Genomic DNA, 21,742 nt, shown 5'->3' on the forward strand with positions numbered 1-21,742 from the left:
GCCGGCGGACTGCGCTCAGCCCGCGTCGAACCCGAGGCTGAGCTTGCGCAGGAGGCCTGCGAGCCGCTTCTGCTCGGCCGCGGGCAGTCGCGCCAGCAGCTCGGCCTCGGCGTCGACGAGCCGGGTGATCGCGGCGTCGACACGGGTGAGCCCCGCGGGGCTCATCTCGACGAGGATGCCGCGGCCGTCGTTGGGGTCGGTCTGGCGGGTGACCAGCCCGCGCTCGACGAGCCGGTCGATGCGGTTCGTCATCGTGCCGCTCGACACGAGCGTCTGCTGCAGCAGTTGCTTGGGGGAGAGCCGGTACGGCGCCCCGGCACGGCGCAGCGCCGAGAGCACGTCGAATTCGCTGGCCTCGAGCTCGGACCGGGCGAACGCCTGGCGGCGGGCGCGATCGAGGTGCTTCGAGAGCCGCGCGACCCGGGAGAGCACCTGCAGCGGGGCGAAGTTGAGATCGGGGCGCTCCCGCTCCCAGTCGTCGACGATCCGGTCGACCTCGTCAGCATCTCTCACCCCGCCATTATCCCGCCGGTCGGGGCGTCAGCCGGTGCGGATGCCTCGGGCGGGCGTTCTGACGGCCGCGGCCGGCGCCGCTCGGGCCCCGGCCGCCATGGCAGACTTGATGTCGCGCGAGCCGAGCCGCCCGCGCGTTCCGCCATGGTGTAACGGCAGCACGACAGCCTTTGGAGCTGTGAGGACCAGGTTCGAATCCTGGTGGCGGAGCCCGCCCGGCCGCGATCGGGTTACCCGTGACACCGCGGCCGACGCCGAGACATCCGCCAGCAACCGACAGGAAGCCCGAATGACCGACCAGAACCTCGCGATCATCGTCCTCGCCGCCGGCCAGGGCACCCGCATGAAGTCGTCCCTGCCGAAGATGCTGCACCCGATCGCGGGCACGCCGCTCGTCGGCCACGTGCTCGCCACGGCGAAGGCGCTCGACGCGGCGCACGTGCTCGCCGTCGTGCGGCACGAGCGCGACCGCGTCGCCGCCGCCGTCGAGGCCGAGTTCCCGGGCATCGTCATCGTCGACCAGGACGAGGTCGACGGTACCGGCCGCGCCGTGGAGCTCGCCGTCGCCGCCCTGCCCGACGACTTCGACGGCGACGTGCTCGTCCTGAACGGCGACGTGCCGCTGCTCGACGCCGACACCCTCGCCGGGTTCCTCGAGCAGCACCGCGGCACGGCCTCCGCCGCGTCCGTGCTCTCGGCCGTCTACGACGACCCCACGGGCTACGGTCGCATCGTGCGCGGCGACTCGGGTGCCTTCGACCGCATCGTGGAGCAGAAGGACGCCAGCGAGGCCGAGCGGGCGATCGCCGAGATCAACGCCGGCATCTACGCCTTCGGCGCCTCGGCGCTGCGCGACCAGCTCGCGAACCTCACGACCGACAACGCGCAGGGCGAGAAGTACCTGACCGACGTCATCGGGCTGCTCCGCGCGGCGGGCTCGGAAGTCGAGGCAGTGCCCGTGTCCGAGCCGTGGCTCGTCGCGGGCGTCAACGACCGCGCACAGCTGTCGGAGACCGCGGCACGGCTCAACGCGCTCATCGTTCGCGGCTGGCAGCTCGCCGGCGTCACGATCGACGACCCCGCGACGACGTGGATCGACCTGGCCGTGAAGATCGAACCCGACGTGACGATCCGCCCCGGCACCCAGCTCAAGGGGGCGACCCTCATCGAGACCGGCGCGATCGTGGGTCCCGACTCGACCCTCGTCGACTGCGAGGTCGGTGCCGGCGCCCACGTGAAGCGCACCGACGCCACGCTCGCCGTGATCGGCGCCGGCGCGACCGTCGGCCCGTGGTCGTACCTGCGCCCCGGCACGGTGCTCGGCGCCGACGGCAAGATCGGGGCGTTCGTCGAGTCGAAGAACACGACGATCGGCGAGGGCAGCAAGGTGCCGCACCTCTCGTACGTCGGCGACGCGACCATCGGCCGCGGCGTGAACCTCGGCGCCGGCACGATCACCGCGAACTACGACGACGTCAACAAGCACCGCACCGAGATCGCCGACGAGGTGCACACGAGTTCGCACACCGTGCTCGTCGCGCCCGTTAGGCTTGGTCCCGGAGCGAAGACCGGCGCAGGCGCGATCGTCCGGAAGGACGTTCCCGCGGGGGCACTGGCCCTCAGCGTCGCCCCTCAGCGCAACATCGAGGGGTGGGTCGAAGAACATCGGCCCGGTACGGAGGCGGCTCGTGTCGCCGCCGAGGCGCGGTCCGTCGAACGAGGCGAGTGAGCAGAAGGCGAACCATGGGGCGCAAGAAGAAGGTCGTTGACCTCGACCGAGAGAACAACATCGCACCGGGGCTGCAGGCGAAGACCAAGAAGCGTCTCGTCGTCGTGTCGGGTCGCAGCGATCCCGCGCTCGCCGCACAGGTCGCCGCGACGCTCGGCACCGAACTCGCCCCGACCGAGCACCGCACGTTCGCGAGCGGTGAGATCTACACCCGCTTCGAGGTGTCGGTCCGCGGGTGCGACGTCTTCGTGGTGCAGTCGTTCGGCCCGCCCGTCAACGAGTGGCTCATGGAGCTGCTCATCATGCTCGACGCGCTGAAGCGCGCCTCGGCGAAGCGCATCACCGTCGTCGCCCCGTACTTCCCGTACTCCCGGCAGGACAAGAAGGGTCGCGGCCGCGAGCCGATCTCGGCGCGCCTCGTCGCCGACCTGCTGAAGACGGCGGGGGCCGACCGCATCATGAGCGTCGACCTGCACGCCGCGCAGATCCAGGGCTTCTTCGACGGCCCCGTCGACCACCTCTTCGCGAAGCCGGTGCTGCTGCGCCACTTCCAAGAGAGCCTGTCGGCCGACGACCGCACCAAGCTCACGGTGGTCTCGCCCGACATGGGTCGCGTCCGCGTCGCCGACACGTGGGCCGACGAGCTCGGCGCTCCGCTCGCGATCATCCACAAGCGCCGCGACCCGAAGGTCGCCAACCAGGTCACCGTCCACGAGATCGTCGGCAACGTCGAGGGCCGCGTGTGCCTGCTCGTCGACGACATGATCGACACCGGCGGCACGATCGTGAAGGCCGCGCAGGCCCTGAAGGAGAACGGCGCCGAGAAGGTCATCGTCGCGGCGACGCACCCGATCTTCAGCGACCCCGCGACCGAGCGCCTGCAGGACCCGGCGATCGACCAGGTCGTCGTGACCGACACGATTCCGCTCCCGCCCGAGCGACGCTGGGCCGGCCTCACGATCCTGCCGATCGCACCGCTGCTCGGCCGCGCGATCCGCGAGGTGTTCGAAGACGGCTCGGTCACGAGCATGTTCAACGGCGAGGCCTGATCGTGCGCTCGGCCCTTCCCGGCCGGCCGTGGGTCGCGAGCTATGCCGACGGCGTGCCCGATGAGGTCGAGACGCCCGAGGGCTCGCTCTACGACCTGATCCGCGCGTCGGTCGAGCAGTACCCCGACCACGTCGCGCTCGAGTTCTTCGAGCGCACGATGACGTACCGCGAACTCGGCGATGAGATCGAGCGCGTCGCCGAAGGGCTCCGCCTGCTCGGCGTGCAGAAGGGCGACCCGGTCGCCATCGTGTTGCCGAACTGCCCGCAGCACATCGTCGCGTTCTACGCGGTACTGCGGCTCGGCGCGATCGTCGTCGAGCACAACCCGCTCTACACGCCGCGCGAGCTGCGCCATCAGTTCGAGGACCACGGCGCCCGCGTCGCGATCGCCTGGAGCAACGTCGTCGAGACGATCCAGGCCTTCCCCGACGACGTCGCGGTGCCGCACCTGATCTCGGTCGACGTGACCCGGGCGATGCCGTTCGCGATGCGGGCGATGCTGCGCCTGCCGATCGCGAAGGCCCGCGAGTCTCGTGCGGCGCTCACGACGAAGGTGCGCGGCGCGATCCGCTGGGAGGACCTCGCCTCCTCGGCGCCGATCGACCCGCACATCATCGCGCCGGGCGTCGACGACGTCGCCCTCATCCAGTACACGAGCGGCACGACCGGCAGCCCGAAGGGCGCGACCCTCACGCACGCCAACCTCGAGGTCAATGCGGCGCAGGCGCGCGCCTGGGTGCCCGACGTGCCGCGCGGCAGTGCGGTCGTCTACGCGGTGCTGCCGATGTTCCACGCCTACGGACTGACGCTGTGCCTCACGTTCGCGATGAGCATGGGCGCGCGCCTCGTGCTGTTCCCCAAGTTCGACCCCGAGCTCGTGCTCAAGGTCGTCAAGAAGCGGCCCGCCACGTTCCTGCCCGCGGTGCCGCCCATCTACGACCGGCTCACCAAGGCGGCCGCGGCCGCCGGGGTGTCGCTCGACGGCATCCAGATCGCGATCTCCGGCGCCATGCCGCTCTCGGCCGAGGTCGTCGAGCCCTGGGAGGCGGCGACCGGCGGCTTCCTGGTGGAGGGCTACGGACTCTCCGAGTGCTCGCCGGTGCTCATGGCGAACCCGGTCGCGCAGAACCGCAGGGCCGGAACGGTCGGCCTGCCGCTGCCGTCGACCGAGTGCCGCGTCGTCGACCCCGACGACCCCATGACCGACGTCGCGCCCGGCGCGGAGGGCGAGCTCGTCGTGCGCGGCCCGCAGGTGTTCTCGGGCTACTGGCTGAAGCCCGACGAGACCGAGGCCGTGTTCGTCGACGACCCCGCCGGCGGTGCGCCCTGGTTCCGCACGGGCGACATCGTCGCGATCGACGACGAGGGCTTCGTGCGCATCGTCGACCGCATCAAGGAGCTGATCATCACTGGCGGCTTCAACGTGTCGCCGAGCGAGGTCGAGGAGGCCCTGCGCGCGCACGACGACGTCGAGGACGCCGCCGTCGTCGGCCTGCCCGACGAGCATTCGGGCGAGCAGGTCGTCGCGGTCGTCGTCCTGCGCGACGGCGCCGTGTTCGACGAGCGCGCGCTCCGCGACTTCGCGCGCGACGGGCTGACGCCCTACAAGGTGCCCAAGCGCATCGTGCAGGCCGACGACCTGCCGCGCTCGCTCATCGGCAAGGTGCTGCGCCGCGAGGTGCGCAACGGCCTCATCAACGGCTGAGCAGGGCGCCGTGTCGTTCCTCTCCGCCGAGACCGCGAGGGCGCTCGCCGAGCTCGCGACCCTCGATGCGCTCACCACGGGCGACGGCGACGACGAGGGGGATGCCTCGCCGCTCGAGCGGCTCCGAGGCATCCGCACGCTCGTGTCCGCCCTCGAAGCCGAGCCGGCCGTGCTGGCTGCCGTGCGTGAGGCCGTCGCCGCCGGCACCGGGTGGGAGGAGATCGCCGACGCCGCGGGGCTGAGTCCCTCGGCCGCCAAGTACCGCTGGGCCGGCGACGACGCTGCGATCGCCGAACGCCAGGAGGCGAGCCGGCGCCGTAAGCGCGAGCGACCGTCGAGCGTGCCGACCGACCTGCCGGGGCTCTCGGTCGCCGAGGCGGCGGCGAAGCTCGGGGTCACGGCACAGGCGATCTACCAGCGGGTGAACCGCGGACAGCTCGAGGCGCGCACCGTCGAGCTGTCCGACGGCCGCAAGTACAAGCGGGTCTTCCCCGACGACCTCGCGGAGTGAGGCGGAGGGCGACGACGGCGCTCAGCCGACCGGCTCGAGGAACTCGAGTCGGTTGCCGTGGCAGTCCTCGCTGTAGAAGCGGCGCATCCCCGGGAAGTCGTCGTCGAACCGCACGGGGCAGCCGGCGCCCTGCAGTCGGACCGCCCACTCGTCGAGGCGGGTCACGAGCAGGCCCGGGTGCGCCTTGGTCGCGGGCCTGAATTCGGGTTCGACGCCGAGGTGCAGCTCGATGCCGTGCCCTCGGAACCAGCACCCGCCGCGCGCGGCGAGGGCGGCCGGTTTCTCGAGCTCGGCGAAGCCGAGCACGCCGGTGTAGAAGTCGCGGAGCGCCCTCTCGCTGTCGGGCGGACAGGCGAGTTGGACGTGATGCAGCATGCCGACCTCCGAAGTATCTTGATATCAAGATACTTCGACGACGCTCCGCACGCCAGCCCGTTTCGCGACGCTCGATCGGGGCTCTCGGGCACGTGTTCGCGGGGGTGCTAGGTTGCGGCTGAGGCCCACGGCGGGCCGCCGCGAACGACCGGGACGGATCGCTCGATCGAGCTCCCGGGCGCCGAGGTGAGGGAGTGCGATGTCCACGTCGATCACCAGGTTGCTGCGCCACCCGGCCGCGAACACCCAGTCGCTCGAATCCGTGGCACTCCTGATCGCCGGCGCGGTGTTCGTCGTCGTCGCACCCGTCTCGTGGCTGCTCTACCGCGACAGTGAGCTGCCGATCTCCGGGCCGGGGTCGCTCGGTCAGGCGATCGCGATCACCGCGGCCGTCGTGGCGGCGGCCGTCTTCGTCTTCGGGCGAGCCGTCGTCGCGACCCGCGCCTCCCGCTCGACGGGCTCAGCGACGAGCGGCGACGACCCGACCGAGCTGCGCGGGCGCCTGCGCTGGTTCGACGTCGCGGCCCTGGCCATCGCGCACGCCGTCGTCGTGCTGCTCGGCTGGACCGGCCTGGCCTCCGTGCTCAGCCTGAGCTTCGTCGACGCCGTCGTGTTCGCAGTGCCGGCTGCGGCGCTCACTGGCGTCGCCGTCGCGCTCACCGCCTATGCGGTATTCCTCTCGTCGGTGCACATGAACCCGTTGCTGCTGTCGCTCGTGCTCGCCGTCTTCCTCGTGCTCGGGGCGCTCGCGAGCATGCTGAGCGCCTCAGACCCGTACTGGTGGAAGATGAACCTGAGCTCGCTCGGCATGACCGACGACATCTCGGCGCTCGCGTTCAACCTGACGCTCATCATCGCGGGCGTGCTCGTCACCACGATCGCGCACTACGCCGTCGCGTCGATCACGGCCGTGACGCCGAAGGAGGTGAAGGGGCGTCGCAAGGTCACCGCACTGCTCGCCCTGCTCGGCATCCTGCTCGCGTGCGTCGGCGTCTTCCCGGTCGACGAGTACCTCCATGCGCACAATCTCGCCGCGACCGGCATGGCGATCGTGTTCACCGTGCTCGTGCTCGCGCTGCATCGGTGGCTGCCGTCGGCGCCTCGCCCGTTCGTGATCCTCGGCTACGTGGACGTCGCCGTGATCGTGGTCATGGCGGTGTTCTTCATCAACGGCTACTACAACCTCACCGCCGTCGAGCTCGTGGTCGCGGTGCTCGTGTTCAGCTGGGTGATCGTGTTCCTCCGCAACCCGGGCGATCCCTCGCCGGATCCCGATCCCGCGACGAACGCGCTCTGACGACCGGGGCGCCCGATCACGTCCCGCGCTCGTCGGGCTGCACCGGCGTCGGTGCCGACGGCAGCAGCCCGAGATTCGCGAGCGGCGTCGCGACGCCGCCGGGCGCGATGGCGGAGCACTGCCAACCGGGCCCGCCCGCGCCGAACAGCTCGAACGACACCTGCGAGCCCTCGGCCTCGATGTCGAACCGCTCGACGTAGACGGCGCAGGCGCGGGCCGCGGCCGACTGCGCCTGGCCGACGAGCGAGAGCACGAGGGGCAGCACGAGGGCGCCGAGCGCGATGAGCACGGTGATGCGCAGCGCCCGGCGCCGGCGCCCGCCGTAGACCGGCCCGTCGTCGTGCGGCCGGTCGTCGAGCTCGGGGTGGTCGTCGGTCATGGCAGGCTCCTGCCGAGGATCGAACCGATGCCGGCGGCTGCGGCCACGACCGTCACGGCCGCGATCGCGACGATGAGCGACGCGGGCGGCGCGAACCGCCCGGCATCGAGCTGCCGCCGCCGGACCGTGCCGACCGCGGCGACGGCGGCCGCTGCGCCGACGAGCACGACACCCGCGACCACGAGCCAGTCCTCGCCTTCGACGAAGCCGGTTCGGAGGGCGAGCAGGGCGTTCACGGCGACGATGAGCGCCGTGCGGCTCCACGACAGCGAGGTCCGCTCCGGTTGCAGCCCGGGATCGCGGGCGGCCTGGTCGCTCATGGCAGGGCCAGGAAGACGGTGAGGACGACCGCCGCGATGAGGCAGACGCCCGCAAGCACGGGAAGCGCCCAGCTGTAGCCGAGGCGGCCGCCGTGGCGCATCGCGATCTCGTTGCTGCGCCACCGGAAGTACGAGAGCAGTGCGAGGGCCGCCGCCGCGAGGCCGAGCAGGACGGCGAGCAGCGTGATGACGGGGCCGGGGCCGACGTTCGCCGCGAACTCGTGCAGCAGCACGCCGCCGGCGATGAGGGCGAGCGCGGTGCGGATCCAGGCGAGGAACGTGCGCTCGTTCGCGAGCGTGAAGCGGTAGTCGGGGTCGTGGCCCTCGCTGCGCCACTTCGGTTCGGCCATGCGTCGAGCCTAACCGCGACTGCGCCGGGCCGAGGAGCGGCGGACGCATGAGACGCGAGATGCCCGCTTCCGTGCGGGAGCGGGCATCTCGGGTCCGAGGCATCCGTGGATGCCTCGTGTCGTCAGTGCGACGAGGGCGTGGTCTCGATCTCGGTGCGATCGCCCGACCACAGCGTGTGGAAGACGCCGGGCTTGTCGACGCGCTGGTAGGTGTGCGCGCCGAAGAAGTCGCGCTGGCCCTGCACGAGCGCGGCGGGCAGGCGCTCGGCGCGCAGGCCGTCGTAGTACGCGAGCGACGAGCTGAACGCGGGCGCCGGGATGCCCGACTGGGCGGCCGCGACGACGACGCGCCGCCAGGCCTCCTGCGCGCCCGTGACGGCGTCGCGGAAGTACGGGGCGACGACGAGCGCGACGAGCTCGGGGTTCTCGGCGTAGGCGTCGGCGATGCGGTTGAGGAAGCGGGCGCGGATGATGCAGCCGGCGCGCCAGATGCGGGCGATGTCGCCCTTCTTGACGTCCCAGCCGAACTGCGCGGCACCGGCGATGATCTCGTCGAAGCCCTGCGAGTAGGCGATGATCTTCGAGGCGTAGAGCGCCTGGCGCACGTCCTCGATGAACGCGTCGGGGTCGGCGACCGTGAACGCGCCCGACGGGCCGGGCAGGTCGGTCGCCGCCGCGCGCTGGCCGCGCTGCGACGAGAGACTGCGCGCGAACACGGCTTCGGCGATGCCGGAGACGGGCACGCCGAGGTCGAGCGCGTTCTGCACCGTCCATGCGCCGGTGCCCTTCGCGCCGGCCGAGTCGAGGATGACGTCGACGAGCGGCTCGCCCGTCTCGGCGTCGACCTGACGCAGCACCTCGGCCGTGATCTCGATGAGGTAGCTCTCGAGCTCGCCGGCGTTCCACTCGGCGAAGATGTCGGCGATCTCCGCGGGCGTCTTGCCGGTGGCCTGGCGGATGAGGTCGTAGGCCTCGGCGATGAGCTGCATGTCGGCGTACTCGATGCCGTTGTGCACCATCTTCACGAAGTGGCCGGCCCCGTCGGTGCCGACGTGCGTGACGCAGGGTGCGCCGTCTTCAGGGGCGCGGGCGGCGATCGACGCGAGGATCGGTCCGAGCGTCTCGTACGACTGGGCCGTGCCGCCGGGCATGATCGAGGGTCCGTTGAGCGCGCCCTCCTCGCCGCCCGAGATGCCGGTGCCGACGAAGTGGATCCCGGTGGGGGAGATCTCCGCCTCGCGGCGGATCGTGTCGTGGAAGTTCGCGTTGCCGCCGTCGACGATGATGTCGCCCGGCTCGAAGCGCGCGGCCAGCTCGGAGATGACCGCGTCGGTGCCCTTGCCCGCCTGGACCATGATGATCGCGGTGCGCGGCTTGACGAGCGACGCGACGAAGTCGTCGTACGACTCGCTCGCGACGAACTCGGCCTCGGGGTGCTCGGCGACGAGCGTGCGGGTGCGCTCGGGCGAGCGGTTGAACACGGCGACCGTGTTGCCCTCGCGGCTCGCGAGGTTGCGGGCGAGGTTCGACCCCATGACCGCGAGTCCGACGACGCCGATGTTTGCTGAAGGGGTGACAGGCACGGAGTTTCTCCTCGAGAAGGTGTGGGGTCGGCTTCCAGCGTACTGTGAGCCGGCCTCACGGTTGCACGGTGTTGCGGTGAGGTGGATGCCTCGTGGCCGTCGTCCGGGCTGGTAGACTTGCCGATTGGACTTCGGCGAGGGACGCCGCGTCGCCGTGCGAACGGCGGGCGAGGCATCCGTGATCGACGCGGTAGGGGCAGGCTCCACGGCTTTTCCTCACGCTCTGCGCAGCACGCTGCGCGCGTTCGAGTCGAAAACAACAGACACACGATCTGGGCCGTCAGGGCGAAGCGCCCGGCCCCGCAAGGAGAACATCATGGACGACGACAACAAGGTCATCGCCGAGGCTCGCGAGAGCTTCGGCAAGGGTGCGGCCCGCAAGATCCGTGCCGCCGGCAAGATCCCCGCGGTCATCTACGGCCACGGCACCGACCCGCAGCACGTCACCGTGCCCGCGCACCAGGTGGGCCTGCTCATCCGCAAGGCGAACGCCGTGCTCGACCTGCAGGTCGGCGGCAAGAGCCAGCTCGTGCTCGTCAAGGACGTGCAGAAGGACCCGGTGCACCAGATCATCGAGCACCTCGACCTCATCGTCGTGAAGAAGGGTGAGAAGGTCCAGGTCGAGGTGCCCGTGCACCTCGAGGGCGAGTCGGCCGCGGGCACCGTCGCGGACCTCGACCACCACACCCTCTCGCTCGAGGTCGAGGCGACCCACATCCCCGAGAACGTCGTCGTCTCGGTCGAGGGCCTCGAGGAGGGCACGCAGATCCACGCGAAGGACGTCGAGCTGCCCAAGGGCGCGACGCTCCTGACCGACGCCGAGGCGCTCGTCGTCAACGTGCACACGCCGCAGAAGGTCGACCTCGGTGAAGAGGCCGCTCCCGCCGCCGAGGCGGAGGCCGAGGCCGAGGCGCCCGCCGAAGAGGCTGCCGCCGAGTAATCGCGCCGCGCGTACGCCGCGCTCACGAGGGCCCGCCCGCGACCGGAAGGTCGCCGGCGGGCCTTCGTCGTCCCGGCGCCCTCCGCCTCCGGGAAGACGAGAAGGGCGGGTGGTGCGCGGTCAGGCTTCGAACAGCACGCGCGACGCCTCGGGCGCGATCTCCGAGGCGATGCCGCGCAGCGCATGCTCGAGCAGCTCGACGATCTCGTCGTCGCCGAGCTCGTCGGCGAGCGCCGCGTCGACGAGCGCCTGTTCGGTGAACGCGAGCCAGCCGCGCAGTCCGATGCGGAGCTTCGACGACGGCTCGACGCCGAGCTCGCGGAATAGCACGACGACGCGCTCGGTCTGCAGCACGCGCGCCTGCTCGACGACCTCGCGGATCTGCGGGTCGCCGCTCGCGGGGCCGCGCACGAGCGAGAAGAACGTGCCGCCGTGCGCGCGCACGAACCCGACGGTGCGGCGCAGGGTGTCGGTGAGCCGGGGGAGGGGGGCGAGCGACTGGTCGGGTTCGGTGGCGAGCAGCATGCTGTCGCGCGCCGTCTTCACGAGCTCGCGCTGGAAGCCGTGGCGGGAGCCGAAGTAGTGGAACAGGAGCGCCCGCGAGACGCCCGCATCGGCGGCGAGGCGCTCGATGTTGAGCTCGCCGAGCGGGTGCTCGGCGAGGGCGGCGACGCCGAGTGCGATGAGTTGGGCGCGACGTTCGTCGGGCGAGAGCCGTGCCCGCCGCGATGCGGGGATCTCGTCGACTCGGGCGGCCATGCTCCGAGCCTAACGGCGCCGGTGCGCACCGGGCGGGACGTCGGTGACCCGATCGTTATTGACTTCGAGTGAACAACTGTTGACGACAAGTCAATAGCCTCCGTACAGTCGGCGTGGCGGCGAAACCGCCGCCCGCTTCAGTGCATCAAGGAGGATCCATGAAGTTCCGCTCACTCACTGGCTCGCGCCTCGGCCGGGTCGCGATCGCCGCGGTGCCGGTCGGCGTCGCAGCCAGTCTCGTCATGGCCGGTGTCGCGAACGGCGCCGTGCCGGTCTCGTTCGCCGTCTCGGGCAGCCAGTTCAAGATCGCGGCGTCCTCGCTCGACGGCAGCGCGTTCTCGCAGTACGCCGGTGTGGCCGCCGAGAAGAACGGCACGCCGCACCCCGTCGCGATCTCGAACATCGGCGAGGCCTCGCTCTCCGACCTCTGCCAGTCGGTCGTCACCGACACGCCGCTCGGCAAGCTCGGCATGCTGATCTCGGCGGGCGGCGGCGGCAAGCCCGCCACCGCGAGCGACCTGCAGATCGGGCTCACCGACCTGCAGGGAGACGCCACGTTCGGCAACATCCGCATCGGCGTGGATGCCTCGACGGTCAAGACCCCGGCGAAGGGCGAGGCCGGCGGCTTCGCCCAGGACGCCGACACGATCAAGATCGCCGGGCTCAAGCAGACCGCCTGGAGCACGCAGGCGGGGGTGTTCACGCTCAACGGGCTGCACCTGCAGCTGACCAACGGCAAGGAATGCTTCTGAGCCGCGCCGGCCGCGACGCCGGATGACCCGCGGGGCGGGTGCGACCCGACGACACCCGCCCCGCGACCCTCACAGCCAGCACCACGACGCGCCAGCACACGACGAAGGAGTCACCGATGCCCGCGACCCACGACCAGCAGACCGACCTCGAGGAGACCGCCGGCACCGACGTGCTCGCCGCCCTCGGAGCGACGACGCGCGACGACGACGACGACCGATCGGACCGCGACGATGCAGCCCGCCCGGGCGGATTCGGCGCGTGGTACCGATCCCGCCCGCTCATCGGCGGCATCATCACGGTGCTCGCGGGAGCCGCGCTGTTCCTGTCGAGCCAGCTCGACCTCGGCAACCTCACGATCCACGTCGGCATCGAGGGCATGCAGGCGACGATCCTGCCGATCGTCGTCGCCCTCGCCGGCGTGCTCGCCGTCGCGATGCCCGCCCACCGCATCTTCTACGGCGTGATCGTGCTCGCCGCCTCGGTGTACTCGCTCGTCGCGGTGAACCTCGGCGGCTTCTTCGTGGGGTTCCTCCTCGGCTGCGTCGGCGGCATCATGGTCGTCTCATGGGCGCCGCGGCGTGAACGCGTCGACGGCGTGGACGACCCGGCAGCGACGGACGCGGCCCCCGACGCGGACGCCGGCGGCTCCGCCGATTCGCCCGCCGACGCCTCGGAGGACGCCGAATGAGCCGCGCGCGCCGCCTGCGCGCGGGCGCGATCGCCGCGCTCGCGCTGCTGCTCGTCACGGGTACCGCGCAGGGCGCCTCGGCGACGCCCGGCCTGCGTGCCTCGGCGACCGACGGCTGCCCGGAGCCGACGCCGCTCGAGCAGTTCTTCGGACTCGGCGAGTGCGGCGACCCGACGCCCGAGCCGACGCCCACCCCCGAGCCGACGCCCACCCCCGAGCCGACCCCGGCTCCCGAACCGACGCCCACGCCCGTGCCCACCGATCCGCCGGCAACGCCCGGCCCGGTCGTGCCCGGCGGCGAGCCCGGGGCATCCCCGACTCCGAAGACCCCGGTGCTCGCACCCCTCGACGAGGATGCGCCCGTGTTCACCGGCGACCCGGCGACCCTCTCGGCCGACGGCCTCGCGATCGAGGGGCTCTCGGGGCTCGCGATCGTCTCGGTGAAGCTCGCCGACGGGTCGACCGAGCGGGCGATCCGGATCAGCGCCGACCGCATCGTGATCGACGGGTTCCAGCTCGACGTGCCGGCCGGCGACGGCGGCCTCCGCAACACCGCGACGACCCTCACGATCGAGGGGAACGTCGTCGTCTACACCCCGTCGATCCGCGGCATCCTCGCCGACGGAACCGAGCGGCTCATCGACACGCTCACCGCGCCGACGCCCGAGCGGCTCGCCGGCCTCACCCGCCTGAGGCTGCCGCTGCGCGGCATGCTCGCCGACCGCATCACGTACGACGACTCGCATCAGGCGACGTTCTGAGCGGGTACGCTCGTTGCGGGCCGGAGCGGCCCTGATTCGACCCGGGCGGAGCACGGATGGCGTGGTTCAGGCGGGCGCGCGCACGAGAGGACGACGGCATGGCCGAGAACACCTGGCTCGTCGTCGGACTCGGCAACCCCGGCGCGCAGTACGCCGGCAACCGCCACAACGTCGGCCAGATGGTCGCCGACGAGCTCGCGACGCGCCTCGGCGCGGCGTTCAAGAGCCACAAGACCCCCTCGCGCGTCGCCGAGGGATTCGTGCGCCCCGGAGGCCCGAAGCTCGTCGTGGCCAAGCCCAACTCGTACATGAACACCTCTGGCGGGCCGGTGTCGGCGCTCGTGAAGTTCTACGGGGTGCCGCCCGAGCGCATCATCGTCGTGCACGACGAGCTCGACCTGCCGTTCGACACGGTGAAGCTCAAGCAGGGCGGCGGGCACGGCGGCCACAACGGACTGCGCGACATCGCGAAGTCGCAGGGGCCCGAGTTCGTCAGGGTGCGGGTCGGGATCGGCCGCCCGCCCGGCCGGCAGGACCCGGCGGACTTCGTGCTCAAGGACTTCTCCGGCACCGAGCGGCAGGCGCTGCCGAACCTGATCTCGGACGCCGCGGACGCCGTCGAGGCGGTCGCGAGCGACGGGCTGCTCGCCGCGCAGCAGCGGTTCCACTCGCCGAGCTGAGGGCGACGGGCGCGGGCGCCGGTTCGCTCAGATCAGCCCGCGGAGGAACTCCTCGGGGCTCGTGCCCGCGGCTCGGGCGCGCTCGACGAGTCGCGAGTGCTCGTCGACCGTGAGGTCGAGCGTCATCGTGAGCCAGTCGGCGGTCGGGTCGTCGAAGTCGAAGAGCGTCGCGTCGGCCGGCGACCGGTCGTCGTGCGGCGCGGTCTCGACGGCGGCGGACGCATCGGCCCGGGCCGGAACCACCGATCCGTCGTCGGCCCCGGCCGCCGGCAGCCCCTCGACCACGGCGGTCGCGACCGCGGCATCGCTCTCGCACGCGCCCGACCAACCGGGTCCTGCGGGCACCGGGAGGCCGCTGCGGAAGGCCTCGGCGGCGGCGCGGGCCCGCTCGTCGGCGGCCTCGTTCATCGGATGGCCGACATGGCCCTTCACCCACTCGAAGCGATAGCGGCGCCCGGCGATGGCGGCGTCGATCTCCTTCAGGATCTCGACGTTCATGACCGGCTTGCCGTCGGCCTTGCGCCAGCCCTTGCGCTTCCACCCCGGCATCCACTTCGTCACCGAGTTGATGACGTACTGGCTGTCGCACTGCACGAGCAGCTCGTCGTCGAGGTGGGCGGTCGCGCGGAAGAGCTCGAGCACCGCGGTGAGCTCGCCGACGTTGTTCGTGCTGTGCTTCCACCCGCCGGCCGCCCAGCAGTCGTCGGCGACGTACCAGGCCCACCCGGCGGGGCCGGGATTGCCGAGGGCCGATCCGTCTGCGGCGGCGATGATCATGCGGTGGGTCCTTCCGTCGGGGCGGGGCAATCGTATCGGCCCGGGCCGAGGTGTCGGGGGCGCGGCATAGACTTCTCCGGTGAGCCTCAAGGGTCTGAACACGGTGCTTTCGCGCGCCTCCACGATCGATCGCGCCCTGGCCGAGGCTCAGCGCAACGCCGACTTCTCGGCGCCGTCGGGCCTCGATGCGCCGATGCTCGCCGCGCTCCTCGAGCGCCGCGCCGCCGCCGGGCTCGCCCCGGCGATGCTCGTCGTCACGGCCACGAGCCGCGAGGGCGAGGCCCTGCGGGCGTCGCTCGAGCCGTACCTTCCCGACGCCGAGCTCCTCGAGTTCCCCGCGTGGGAGACCCTGCCGCACGAGCGCCTGTCGCCGAGCGCCGAGACGGTCGGCCGGCGCCTGCACGCCCTCCGCCGCATGCACGAGTGGGCCGGCGAGGCCGGCCCGAGGCATCCGCTCGTGGTCGTCGCATCGGTGCGCGCGGCGCTGCAGCCGCTCGCCGACAACCTCGCGGCGATCGAGCCGATCGAGCTCACCCGGGGCGGCCGCGGCCACGACCTGTCCCAGATCGCGCTGCGGCTCGTCGACCTCGCGTACGCCCGTGTCGACATGGTGTCGCGGCGCGGCGAGTTCGCGGTGCGCGGCGGCATCCTCGACGTCTTCCCGCCGACGGCCGACCACCCCGTGCGCGTCGAGTTCTTCGGCGACGAGGTCGAAGAGCTCCGGGCGTTCTCGGTCGCCGACCAGCGATCGCTGCCCGACCCGGTCGAACGCGTGAGCCTCTCGCCGAGCCGCGAGCTGCTGCTCACGCCGGCGGTTCGGCAGCGGGCCCGCGAGATGGTGCACGAGTTCCCGAGCCTCTCGGCCATGCTCGAGAAGATCGCCGAGGGCATCCCGGTCGAGGGCATGGAATCGCTGGCGCCCGCCCTGACCGAGCGGCTCGTGCCGCTCGTCGACTACCTGCCCCGTGAGGCGGCGGTCGCGGTGATCGCGCCCGAGCGCGTCACCGGTCGCGCCACGAGCCTCGCAGAGACCAACCGCGAGTTCCTCGCCGCAGCATGGAACGCCGCGACCGTCGGCGCGGGTGCGCCGATCGACCTCGACGCCGGCGACTTCCTGACGGTCGCTCGACTGCGCGAGGCGACGCTGTTCAGCGCCCCGGGCGAGGCCGACCCGGGCCGAGTCTGGTGGACCCTCTCGGCGTTCGACGCGGGCGAGGCATCCGAAGACCTCGAGCTGGATGCCTCGTACGTGCGCATCGCGGCGAACGCGATGCCGAGCTTCCAGGGCAACGTCTCGGGCGCCGTCGACCACGTCGCCGAACGCCTGCGCGACGGCTGGTCGCTCGTCGTCGCCGCGGCCGGTCATGGCCTCGTCGAGCGCGCCCGCGACGTGCTCGCCGACGCCGGGCTCGCGGGCCGCATCGTCGAGTCGGTGCCCGAGCAGCTCGAACCCGGCGTCGCGTACCTCGTCCAGGCCGAGGCGTCGCGCGGATTCGAGGTGCCCGAGGCGAAGCTCGGCGTCATCGCCGAGGCCGAGTTCTACGGTCGCTCCGCCGGGTACGACGCCCGCGCGGGCAAGAAGCTCGCGACGAGGCGCCGCAACGTCGTCGACCCGTTGCAGCTGAAGCCGGGCGACTACGTCGTGCACTCGACGCACGGCATCGGCAGGTTCGTCGAGCTCGTGCAGCGCGAGGTCGCGACCGGCACGAGGCCGAAGGGCCCGAGCCGCACCGCGGGCATCGCCGGGCAGCCGACGACCGTGCGCGAGTACCTCGTGCTCGAGTACGCGTCGTCGAAGCGCGGGCAGCCGGGCGACCGGCTGTTCGTGCCGATGGACCAGCTCGACCTGCTGTCGCGCTACGTCGGCGGCGAGGCGCCGTCGCTCTCGAAGATGGGCGGCAGCGACTGGTCGCAGGCGAAGAGCCGCGCCCGCAAGGCGGTGCGCGACATCGCGGTCGAGCTGGTGAAGCTGTACTCGGCGCGCATGGCCGCGAAGGGGCACGCGTTCGGGCCCGACACCCCGTGGCAGCACGAGCTCGAAGAGGCGTTCCCGTACGCCGAGACGCACGACCAGCTGCAGACGATCGACGAGGTGAAGGCCGACATGGAGCGGCCGATCCCGATGGACCGGCTGCTGGCCGGCGACGTCGGCTTCGGCAAGACCGAGGTCGCCGTGCGCGCGGCGTTCAAGGCCATCCAAGACGGCAAGCAGGTCGCGATGCTCGTGCCGACGACGCTGCTCGTGAAGCAGCACCTCGAGACGTTCAACGAACGCTACGCGGGCTTCCCCGTGCACGTGCGCGCGCTCAGCCGGTTCCAGACCGACAAGGAGGCGCGCGAGACGGTCGCCGGGCTCGCCGACGGCACCGTCGACCTGGTGATCGGCACGCACCGCATCCTCACCGAGAAGGTGTCCTTCAAAGACCTCGGCCTCCTGATCATCGACGAGGAGCAGCGGTTCGGCGTCGAGCACAAGGACACGCTGAAGAAGCTCAAGACGAACGTCGACATCCTCGCGATGAGCGCGACCCCGATCCCGCGCTCGCTCGAGATGGCGGTCACCGGCATCCGCGAGATGTCCACCCTCGCGACCCCGCCCGAAGACCGCCACCCGATCCTCACGTTCGTCGGGCCGTACTCCGAGCAGCAGGTCGCCGCCGCCATCCGCCGCGAGATGCTGCGCGAGGGCCAGGTGTTCTTCGTGCACAACCGGGTCTCGTCGATCAACCGGGTCGCGGCGCAGCTCGCCGAGCTCGTGCCCGAGGCGCGCATCGCGGTCGCCCACGGACAGCTCAACGAGCACTCGCTCGACCAGATCGTGAGCGACTTCTGGGAGCGCAAGTTCGACGTGCTCGTCTCGACGACGATCATCGAGACCGGCCTCGACATCGCGAACGCGAACACGATCATCATCGACCGGGCCGACAAGTACGGCCTCTCGCAGCTGCACCAGTTGCGCGGTCGCGTCGGCCGCGGCCGCGAGCGGGCGTACGCGTACTTCCTCTACGACCCGGCCAAGCCCCTCTCCGAGACCGCGCACGACCGGCTCTCGACGATCGCGGCGAACAACGAGCTCGGCAGCGGCATGCAGGTCGCCCTGAAAGACCTCGAGATCCGCGGTGCGGGCAACCTGCTCGGCGCCGAGCAGGCCGGGCACATCGCGGGTGTCGGCTTCGACCTCTACCTGCGCATGATCGGCGAAGCGGTCTCGGCCTTCCGGGGCGACGTGGCCGAGGGCCAGACCGAGCTCCGGCTCGAGCTGCCGGTCGACGCGCACATCCCCGACGAGTACGTCGACAGCGAGCGGTTGCGCCTCGAGGCGTACCAGAAGCTGTCGGCGGCGAGCGGCCCGGCCTCGAAGGACGGGCAGATCGACCAGGTGGTCGAAGAGCTCGTCGACCGCTACGGCACGCCGCCCGAGTCGGTCGAGCATCTCGTCGCCGTCTCGCGGCTGCGGCGCCAGGCGCAGCTCGCGGGGCTCGGCGAGGTCATCGCGACGGGCTCGAAGCTGCGCATCGGGCCGGCGCAGATCCCCGACTCGCGTCGGGTGCGGCTCGAGCGCATGTACCCGGGGGCGAAGCACTTCGCGCAGAACGACGTGATCCTCGTGCCGTGGCCGACCCCCGGCGGCGAACCGCCGGGCGACGCCGACCTCATCGAGTGGGTGTCGCGGCTCATCGCGAACATCTTCGAGCCGGCGCCCGTCGCGGCCTGAGCGCTGCGCGCAGCACGGCGGCCGGCCCGGTCAGTGCGCGAACGCCCCTCCGACTCCCGACTTCGCGCCGTGACGCCGATACCAGGCCGACCGCAGCGAGACGGCGATCGCCGAGCCGACGATCGCGACGCCCGAACCGAGCAGCACGGCGAGGGTGCCCTCGTCGGCGACCGCGGGCATGCCGGCGAACGCGAGTTCGTTCATGAGCAGCGACACGGTGAAGCCCACGCCGCCCAGGGCGCCGACGACGAGCAGGTCGACGACGGTCAGCGGCGTCGCGCCGGGCCGGCGTCGCGCGACGAGTCCGCCGAGTCCGCCGATCAGCGTGATGCCGATGACCTTGCCGACGGGCAGTGCCACGAGGATGCCCCAGAACGCGGGATCCAGCTCGCTCGGCCGCACCTGCGGGATCGCCACCATCGCCGCGGACAGGGCGAACAGCGGCAGGATCACGCCGTTGGACCACGGCTCGAGCGCGTGCGCGGCGCGACCGCCGGGGCGACGGCTCATCACGAGGCCGAGCGCGACGCCCGCGATCGTCGCGTGCACGCCCGACTGGTAGACGAAGTACCAGGCGACGACGCCGAGCACGATGAGCAGCAGCACGATCGGCCACTGCGGGCGGCGGGCGAGGATGTACGACGAGCGCGGCTTCATGAGCCGGCTCACGGCGCCGAACAGCGCGATCGCGATGCCCGCGAAGCCGAGCGCCGCGAGGTCGGCGTCGCTCGTGAAGAAGAACGCGATGATGAGGATCGCGATGAGGTCGTCGAGCACCGCGAGGGCGAGCAGGAACACGCGCACGCGCGTCGGGATCCACGTGCCGAACACCGCGAGCACGCCGAGCGCGAAGGCGATGTCGGTCGCCGTCGGGATCGGCCAGCCGTCGACCGTGTCGGTGCCGGCCGTGAACCCGACGTAGATGAGCGCCGGAACGATCACGCCGCCGACCGCCGCGATCGCCGGCAGCAGCGCCTTCGACAGCGAGTTCAGCTCGCCGATCACGAGCTCGCGCTTGAGCTCGACGGCGACGATGAAGAAGAAGATCGCGAGCAGCCCGTCGCTGATCCAATGCCCGAGCGACAGGTCGAGCCCGAGCCACGGCAGATCGAGGTGCTCGGTCTTGAGCTCGATCAGCGAGGGGCCGACGGGCGTGTTGGCGATGATGAGGCCGAGTGCGGCGGCGATGAGCAGCAGGGCGGCGGCCCAGCGTTCGGAGCGGAGGACGTTCATGCGGATCCTTCGGGGTACGACGTACGTGTGCTGCCGACCAGACTTCCCGGCTCTCCGCGTCGATCCTATCGGCGGGCCGCCCGCGACCGCGGCGCCGCACCGCGGTCGCCCGGCGGCGACGAGGGCGCGGCGGCCGCCGCCTAGGCTGACGGGATGCCCTTCTCGCTCTGGATCACGCTGCTCGTCGCGTGCCTCGTGATCAGCTTCACCCCCGGCGCGGGCGCCATCAACACGATGGGCAACTCGCTCAACCACGGCTTCCGCCGGTCGATCTGGGGCATCCTCGGCCAGCAGGCGGCCCTCGTCATCCACATCGCGATCGTGGCGCTCGGCGTCGGCGTGCTCGTCGCCTCGTCGGAGTTCGCGTTCAACGTGATCCGGTACGCCGGCGCCGCGTACCTCGTCTACCTCGGCATCCGGCAGATGCTCGCGAAGCCGACGCTCCCGGGCGATGACGACGACGAGACGGATGCCTCGGGCCGCGCGCTCGCCGCGACATCCGAGAGCCGCTGGTCGATGTTCCGCCGAGGGCTCTGGGTGAACCTCCTGAACCCGAAGGCCATCGTGTTCTTCCTGGCGTTCCTGCCGCAGTTCATCCGCCCGGGGGAGCCGCTCTGGGTGCAGTACCTCATCGTGACCGTGACGGTGATCACCGTCGACATCGCCGTCATGTGGGGGTTCTTCGCCGCCGCCGCGCACGGGTTCCGCCGGTTCACCCGCACCGCGCGCGGCCAGCGCACGCTCAACCTCGTGTTCGGCGGCCTCTTCATCGCGGTCGCGCTGCTGCTCGCGTTCGTGCACTGACCCGGGCGGGCGGGCACGGGCGGGCGGGGCACGCCCGCGAACGGGGCCGACCGGGCCCGCCCGGCATAGGCTGCCGGTATGAGCCAAGCCCACGCCGGTCTCGACGAACTCATCGCCACCGTCGCGCTGCTGCGCGCCCCGGGCGGTTGCCCGTGGGACGCCGACCAGACCCATGAGTCGCTCGTGCAGTACCTCGTCGAGGAATGCTGGGAGCTCATCGACGCCATCGAGGCGGGCGACCGCGCCGAGATGATCGAGGAGCTCGGCGACGTGCTCTACCAGGTGCTCTTCCACGCCGACATCGCAGCGCACACCGACGGCGAGCGGTTCGACATCGACGACGTCGCACGCCATATGACGGCCAAGATGGTGTCGCGGCACCCCCACGTGTTCGGCGACCGCGAGGCCGAGACGGCCGACGACGTCGTCGCGTTCTGGGAAGACCTGAAGGCCGACGAGAAGCCGCACCGCACGAGCGTGCTCGACGGCGTGCCGCGCGGCATGCCCGCGCTGGCGCTCGCGCAGAAGATGCTCGGGAAGGCCGAGAAGGCGGGCGTCACCGCCGCGGCGGTCGCGGATGCCTCGATCCCGGCGCCCGTCGCACCGGCGACCGAGCGCGAGCTCGGGCGGCTGCTCTTCGGTCTCGTCGCGTCGGCGCGTGCGCAGGGCCTCGACGCCGAGCGGGCGCTGCGCGGGGCCGTGCGCGCGTTCGAGGACGAGGTGCGACGCGCTGAGCGGGCGGACGCGGCAGAGGACCGGTCGGAGGCGCCGGGAGGCGCCGCCGTGGGCGGCTGAGCGGCACGGCGAATCGCACGGGCGG

At 71.8% G+C, this 21,742-nt stretch carries 22 protein-coding genes and 1 tRNA gene; 14 read left to right on the plus strand and 9 right to left on the minus strand.

Translation table 11 applies throughout. The annotated features are described in order from the left end of the window. Nucleotides 1–15: 15 nt before the first annotated feature. Nucleotides 16–513 (minus strand): MarR family winged helix-turn-helix transcriptional regulator, encoded by a 498-nt coding sequence (locus ACFWGP_RS15985; RefSeq protein WP_376931347.1) that lies wholly within the window; start codon nt 511–513, stop codon nt 16–18. A gap of 138 nt (nt 514–651) precedes the next feature. Here ACFWGP_RS15985 and ACFWGP_RS15990 point away from each other — a divergent pair. The 5 genes from ACFWGP_RS15990 to ACFWGP_RS16010 all read left to right on the plus strand — a co-directional run bounded on the left by ACFWGP_RS15990 (nt 652) and on the right by ACFWGP_RS16010 (nt 5,508). Continuing rightward, a tRNA-Gln gene (locus ACFWGP_RS15990) sits at nt 652–723 on the plus strand. Nucleotides 724–802: 79 nt separating this feature from the next. Beyond that, nucleotides 803–2,242, plus strand: a complete 1,440-nt coding sequence (glmU, locus tag ACFWGP_RS15995; RefSeq protein WP_231430346.1) for a bifunctional UDP-N-acetylglucosamine diphosphorylase/glucosamine-1-phosphate N-acetyltransferase GlmU — start codon at nt 803–805, stop codon at nt 2,240–2,242. Nucleotides 2,243–2,256: 14 nt separating this feature from the next. Beyond that, the gene (locus ACFWGP_RS16000; RefSeq protein WP_231430347.1) at nt 2,257–3,291 is read left to right on the plus strand and encodes a ribose-phosphate diphosphokinase; all 1,035 of its coding nucleotides are present in this window, start codon (nt 2,257–2,259) and stop codon (nt 3,289–3,291) included. 2 nt (nt 3,292–3,293) lie between these two features. Next, on the plus strand, nt 3,294–4,997 hold the full coding sequence (locus tag ACFWGP_RS16005) for a long-chain-fatty-acid--CoA ligase (RefSeq protein ID WP_231430348.1): 1,704 nt from the start codon (nt 3,294–3,296) through the stop codon (nt 4,995–4,997). Between the two features lie 10 nt (nt 4,998–5,007). Then, on the plus strand, nt 5,008–5,508 hold the full coding sequence (locus ACFWGP_RS16010) for a helix-turn-helix domain-containing protein (protein ID WP_231430349.1): 501 nt from the start codon (nt 5,008–5,010) through the stop codon (nt 5,506–5,508). Nucleotides 5,509–5,529: 21 nt separating this feature from the next. On the opposite strand, the gene ACFWGP_RS16015 is transcribed toward ACFWGP_RS16010, so the two are convergent. Further along, on the minus strand, nt 5,530–5,883 hold the full coding sequence (locus tag ACFWGP_RS16015; RefSeq protein ID WP_231430350.1) for a VOC family protein: 354 nt from the start codon (nt 5,881–5,883) through the stop codon (nt 5,530–5,532). Nucleotides 5,884–6,082: 199 nt separating this feature from the next. Here ACFWGP_RS16015 and ACFWGP_RS16020 point away from each other — a divergent pair, with 199 nt between their 5' ends. Then, the gene (locus tag ACFWGP_RS16020) at nt 6,083–7,180 is read left to right on the plus strand and encodes a DUF998 domain-containing protein (RefSeq protein WP_376931348.1); all 1,098 of its coding nucleotides are present in this window, start codon (nt 6,083–6,085) and stop codon (nt 7,178–7,180) included. A 16-nt stretch (nt 7,181–7,196) separates the two neighbouring features. Here the strand turns inward: ACFWGP_RS16020 and ACFWGP_RS16025 are convergent, their stop codons facing one another. From ACFWGP_RS16025 to gndA, 4 genes are all read right to left on the minus strand, one after another. Continuing rightward, a complete protein-coding gene (locus ACFWGP_RS16025) occupies nt 7,197–7,559 on the minus strand; it encodes a hypothetical protein (RefSeq protein WP_231430352.1) in 363 nt (120 codons plus the stop codon). Further along, a complete protein-coding gene (locus ACFWGP_RS16030; protein WP_231430353.1) occupies nt 7,556–7,879 on the minus strand; it encodes a DUF202 domain-containing protein in 324 nt (107 codons plus the stop codon). The genes ACFWGP_RS16025 and ACFWGP_RS16030 overlap by 4 nt, the downstream gene beginning before the upstream one ends. After that, complete coding sequence (locus ACFWGP_RS16035; RefSeq protein WP_231430354.1) at nt 7,876–8,229, minus strand: YidH family protein; 354 nt, start codon at nt 8,227–8,229, stop codon at nt 7,876–7,878. The genes ACFWGP_RS16030 and ACFWGP_RS16035 overlap by 4 nt, the downstream gene beginning before the upstream one ends. 122 nt (nt 8,230–8,351) lie before the next feature. Beyond that, nucleotides 8,352–9,764, minus strand: coding sequence for an NADP-dependent phosphogluconate dehydrogenase (gene gndA, locus ACFWGP_RS16040; RefSeq protein WP_376931463.1), 1,413 nt, complete (start codon nt 9,762–9,764; stop codon nt 8,352–8,354). Between the two features lie 364 nt (nt 9,765–10,128). Here gndA and ACFWGP_RS16045 point away from each other — a divergent pair, with 364 nt between their 5' ends. After that, nucleotides 10,129–10,752, plus strand: a complete 624-nt coding sequence (locus ACFWGP_RS16045) for a 50S ribosomal protein L25/general stress protein Ctc (RefSeq protein ID WP_231430355.1) — start codon at nt 10,129–10,131, stop codon at nt 10,750–10,752. A 120-nt stretch (nt 10,753–10,872) separates the two neighbouring features. Here the strand turns inward: ACFWGP_RS16045 and ACFWGP_RS16050 are convergent, their stop codons facing one another. Beyond that, on the minus strand, nt 10,873–11,511 hold the full coding sequence (locus tag ACFWGP_RS16050; protein WP_231430356.1) for a TetR/AcrR family transcriptional regulator: 639 nt from the start codon (nt 11,509–11,511) through the stop codon (nt 10,873–10,875). A gap of 158 nt (nt 11,512–11,669) precedes the next feature. Here ACFWGP_RS16050 and ACFWGP_RS16055 point away from each other — a divergent pair, with 158 nt between their 5' ends. The 4 genes from ACFWGP_RS16055 to pth all read left to right on the plus strand — a co-directional run bounded on the left by ACFWGP_RS16055 (nt 11,670) and on the right by pth (nt 14,393). Then, nucleotides 11,670–12,263 carry a DUF6230 family protein gene (locus ACFWGP_RS16055; protein ID WP_231430357.1) on the plus strand — a complete coding sequence of 198 codons (594 nt, stop codon included), beginning with the start codon at nt 11,670–11,672 and terminating at the stop codon, nt 12,261–12,263. 116 nt (nt 12,264–12,379) lie between these two features. Next, nucleotides 12,380–12,952, plus strand: coding sequence for a DUF6114 domain-containing protein (locus tag ACFWGP_RS16060; protein ID WP_376931349.1), 573 nt, complete (start codon nt 12,380–12,382; stop codon nt 12,950–12,952). After that, the gene (locus tag ACFWGP_RS16065; protein WP_376931350.1) at nt 12,949–13,713 is read left to right on the plus strand and encodes a hypothetical protein; all 765 of its coding nucleotides are present in this window, start codon (nt 12,949–12,951) and stop codon (nt 13,711–13,713) included. The genes ACFWGP_RS16060 and ACFWGP_RS16065 overlap by 4 nt, the downstream gene beginning before the upstream one ends. Before the next feature lie 98 nt (nt 13,714–13,811). Beyond that, the gene (pth, locus tag ACFWGP_RS16070) at nt 13,812–14,393 is read left to right on the plus strand and encodes an aminoacyl-tRNA hydrolase (RefSeq protein ID WP_231430360.1); all 582 of its coding nucleotides are present in this window, start codon (nt 13,812–13,814) and stop codon (nt 14,391–14,393) included. Nucleotides 14,394–14,420: 27 nt separating this feature from the next. Here pth and ACFWGP_RS16075 read toward each other — a convergent pair whose 3' ends face one another. Further along, nucleotides 14,421–15,170: an RNase H family protein gene (locus ACFWGP_RS16075; RefSeq protein WP_275505627.1), complete on the minus strand. Its 750-nt coding sequence runs from the start codon at nt 15,168–15,170 to the stop codon at nt 14,421–14,423. Nucleotides 15,171–15,249: 79 nt separating this feature from the next. On the opposite strand from ACFWGP_RS16075, the gene mfd reads away from it, so the two are divergent. Beyond that, nucleotides 15,250–18,885 (plus strand): transcription-repair coupling factor, encoded by a 3,636-nt coding sequence (gene mfd, locus ACFWGP_RS16080; RefSeq protein WP_275505628.1) that lies wholly within the window; start codon nt 15,250–15,252, stop codon nt 18,883–18,885. A 30-nt stretch (nt 18,886–18,915) separates the two neighbouring features. Here the strand turns inward: mfd and ACFWGP_RS16085 are convergent, their stop codons facing one another. Continuing rightward, the gene (locus ACFWGP_RS16085) at nt 18,916–20,118 is read right to left on the minus strand and encodes a Na+/H+ antiporter NhaA (RefSeq protein WP_231430363.1); all 1,203 of its coding nucleotides are present in this window, start codon (nt 20,116–20,118) and stop codon (nt 18,916–18,918) included. Nucleotides 20,119–20,271: 153 nt separating this feature from the next. On the opposite strand from ACFWGP_RS16085, the gene ACFWGP_RS16090 reads away from it, so the two are divergent. Continuing rightward, nucleotides 20,272–20,922 (plus strand): LysE family transporter, encoded by a 651-nt coding sequence (locus tag ACFWGP_RS16090; RefSeq protein ID WP_376931351.1) that lies wholly within the window; start codon nt 20,272–20,274, stop codon nt 20,920–20,922. 78 nt (nt 20,923–21,000) lie between these two features. Beyond that, complete coding sequence (locus tag ACFWGP_RS16095; RefSeq protein WP_376931352.1) at nt 21,001–21,717, plus strand: YabN family protein; 717 nt, start codon at nt 21,001–21,003, stop codon at nt 21,715–21,717. Nucleotides 21,718–21,742 lie beyond the last annotated feature (25 nt).

This window comes from Agromyces sp. NPDC127015 (assembly GCF_042725165.1).
GTDB lineage: Bacteria > Actinomycetota > Actinomycetes > Actinomycetales > Microbacteriaceae > Agromyces > Agromyces chromiiresistens.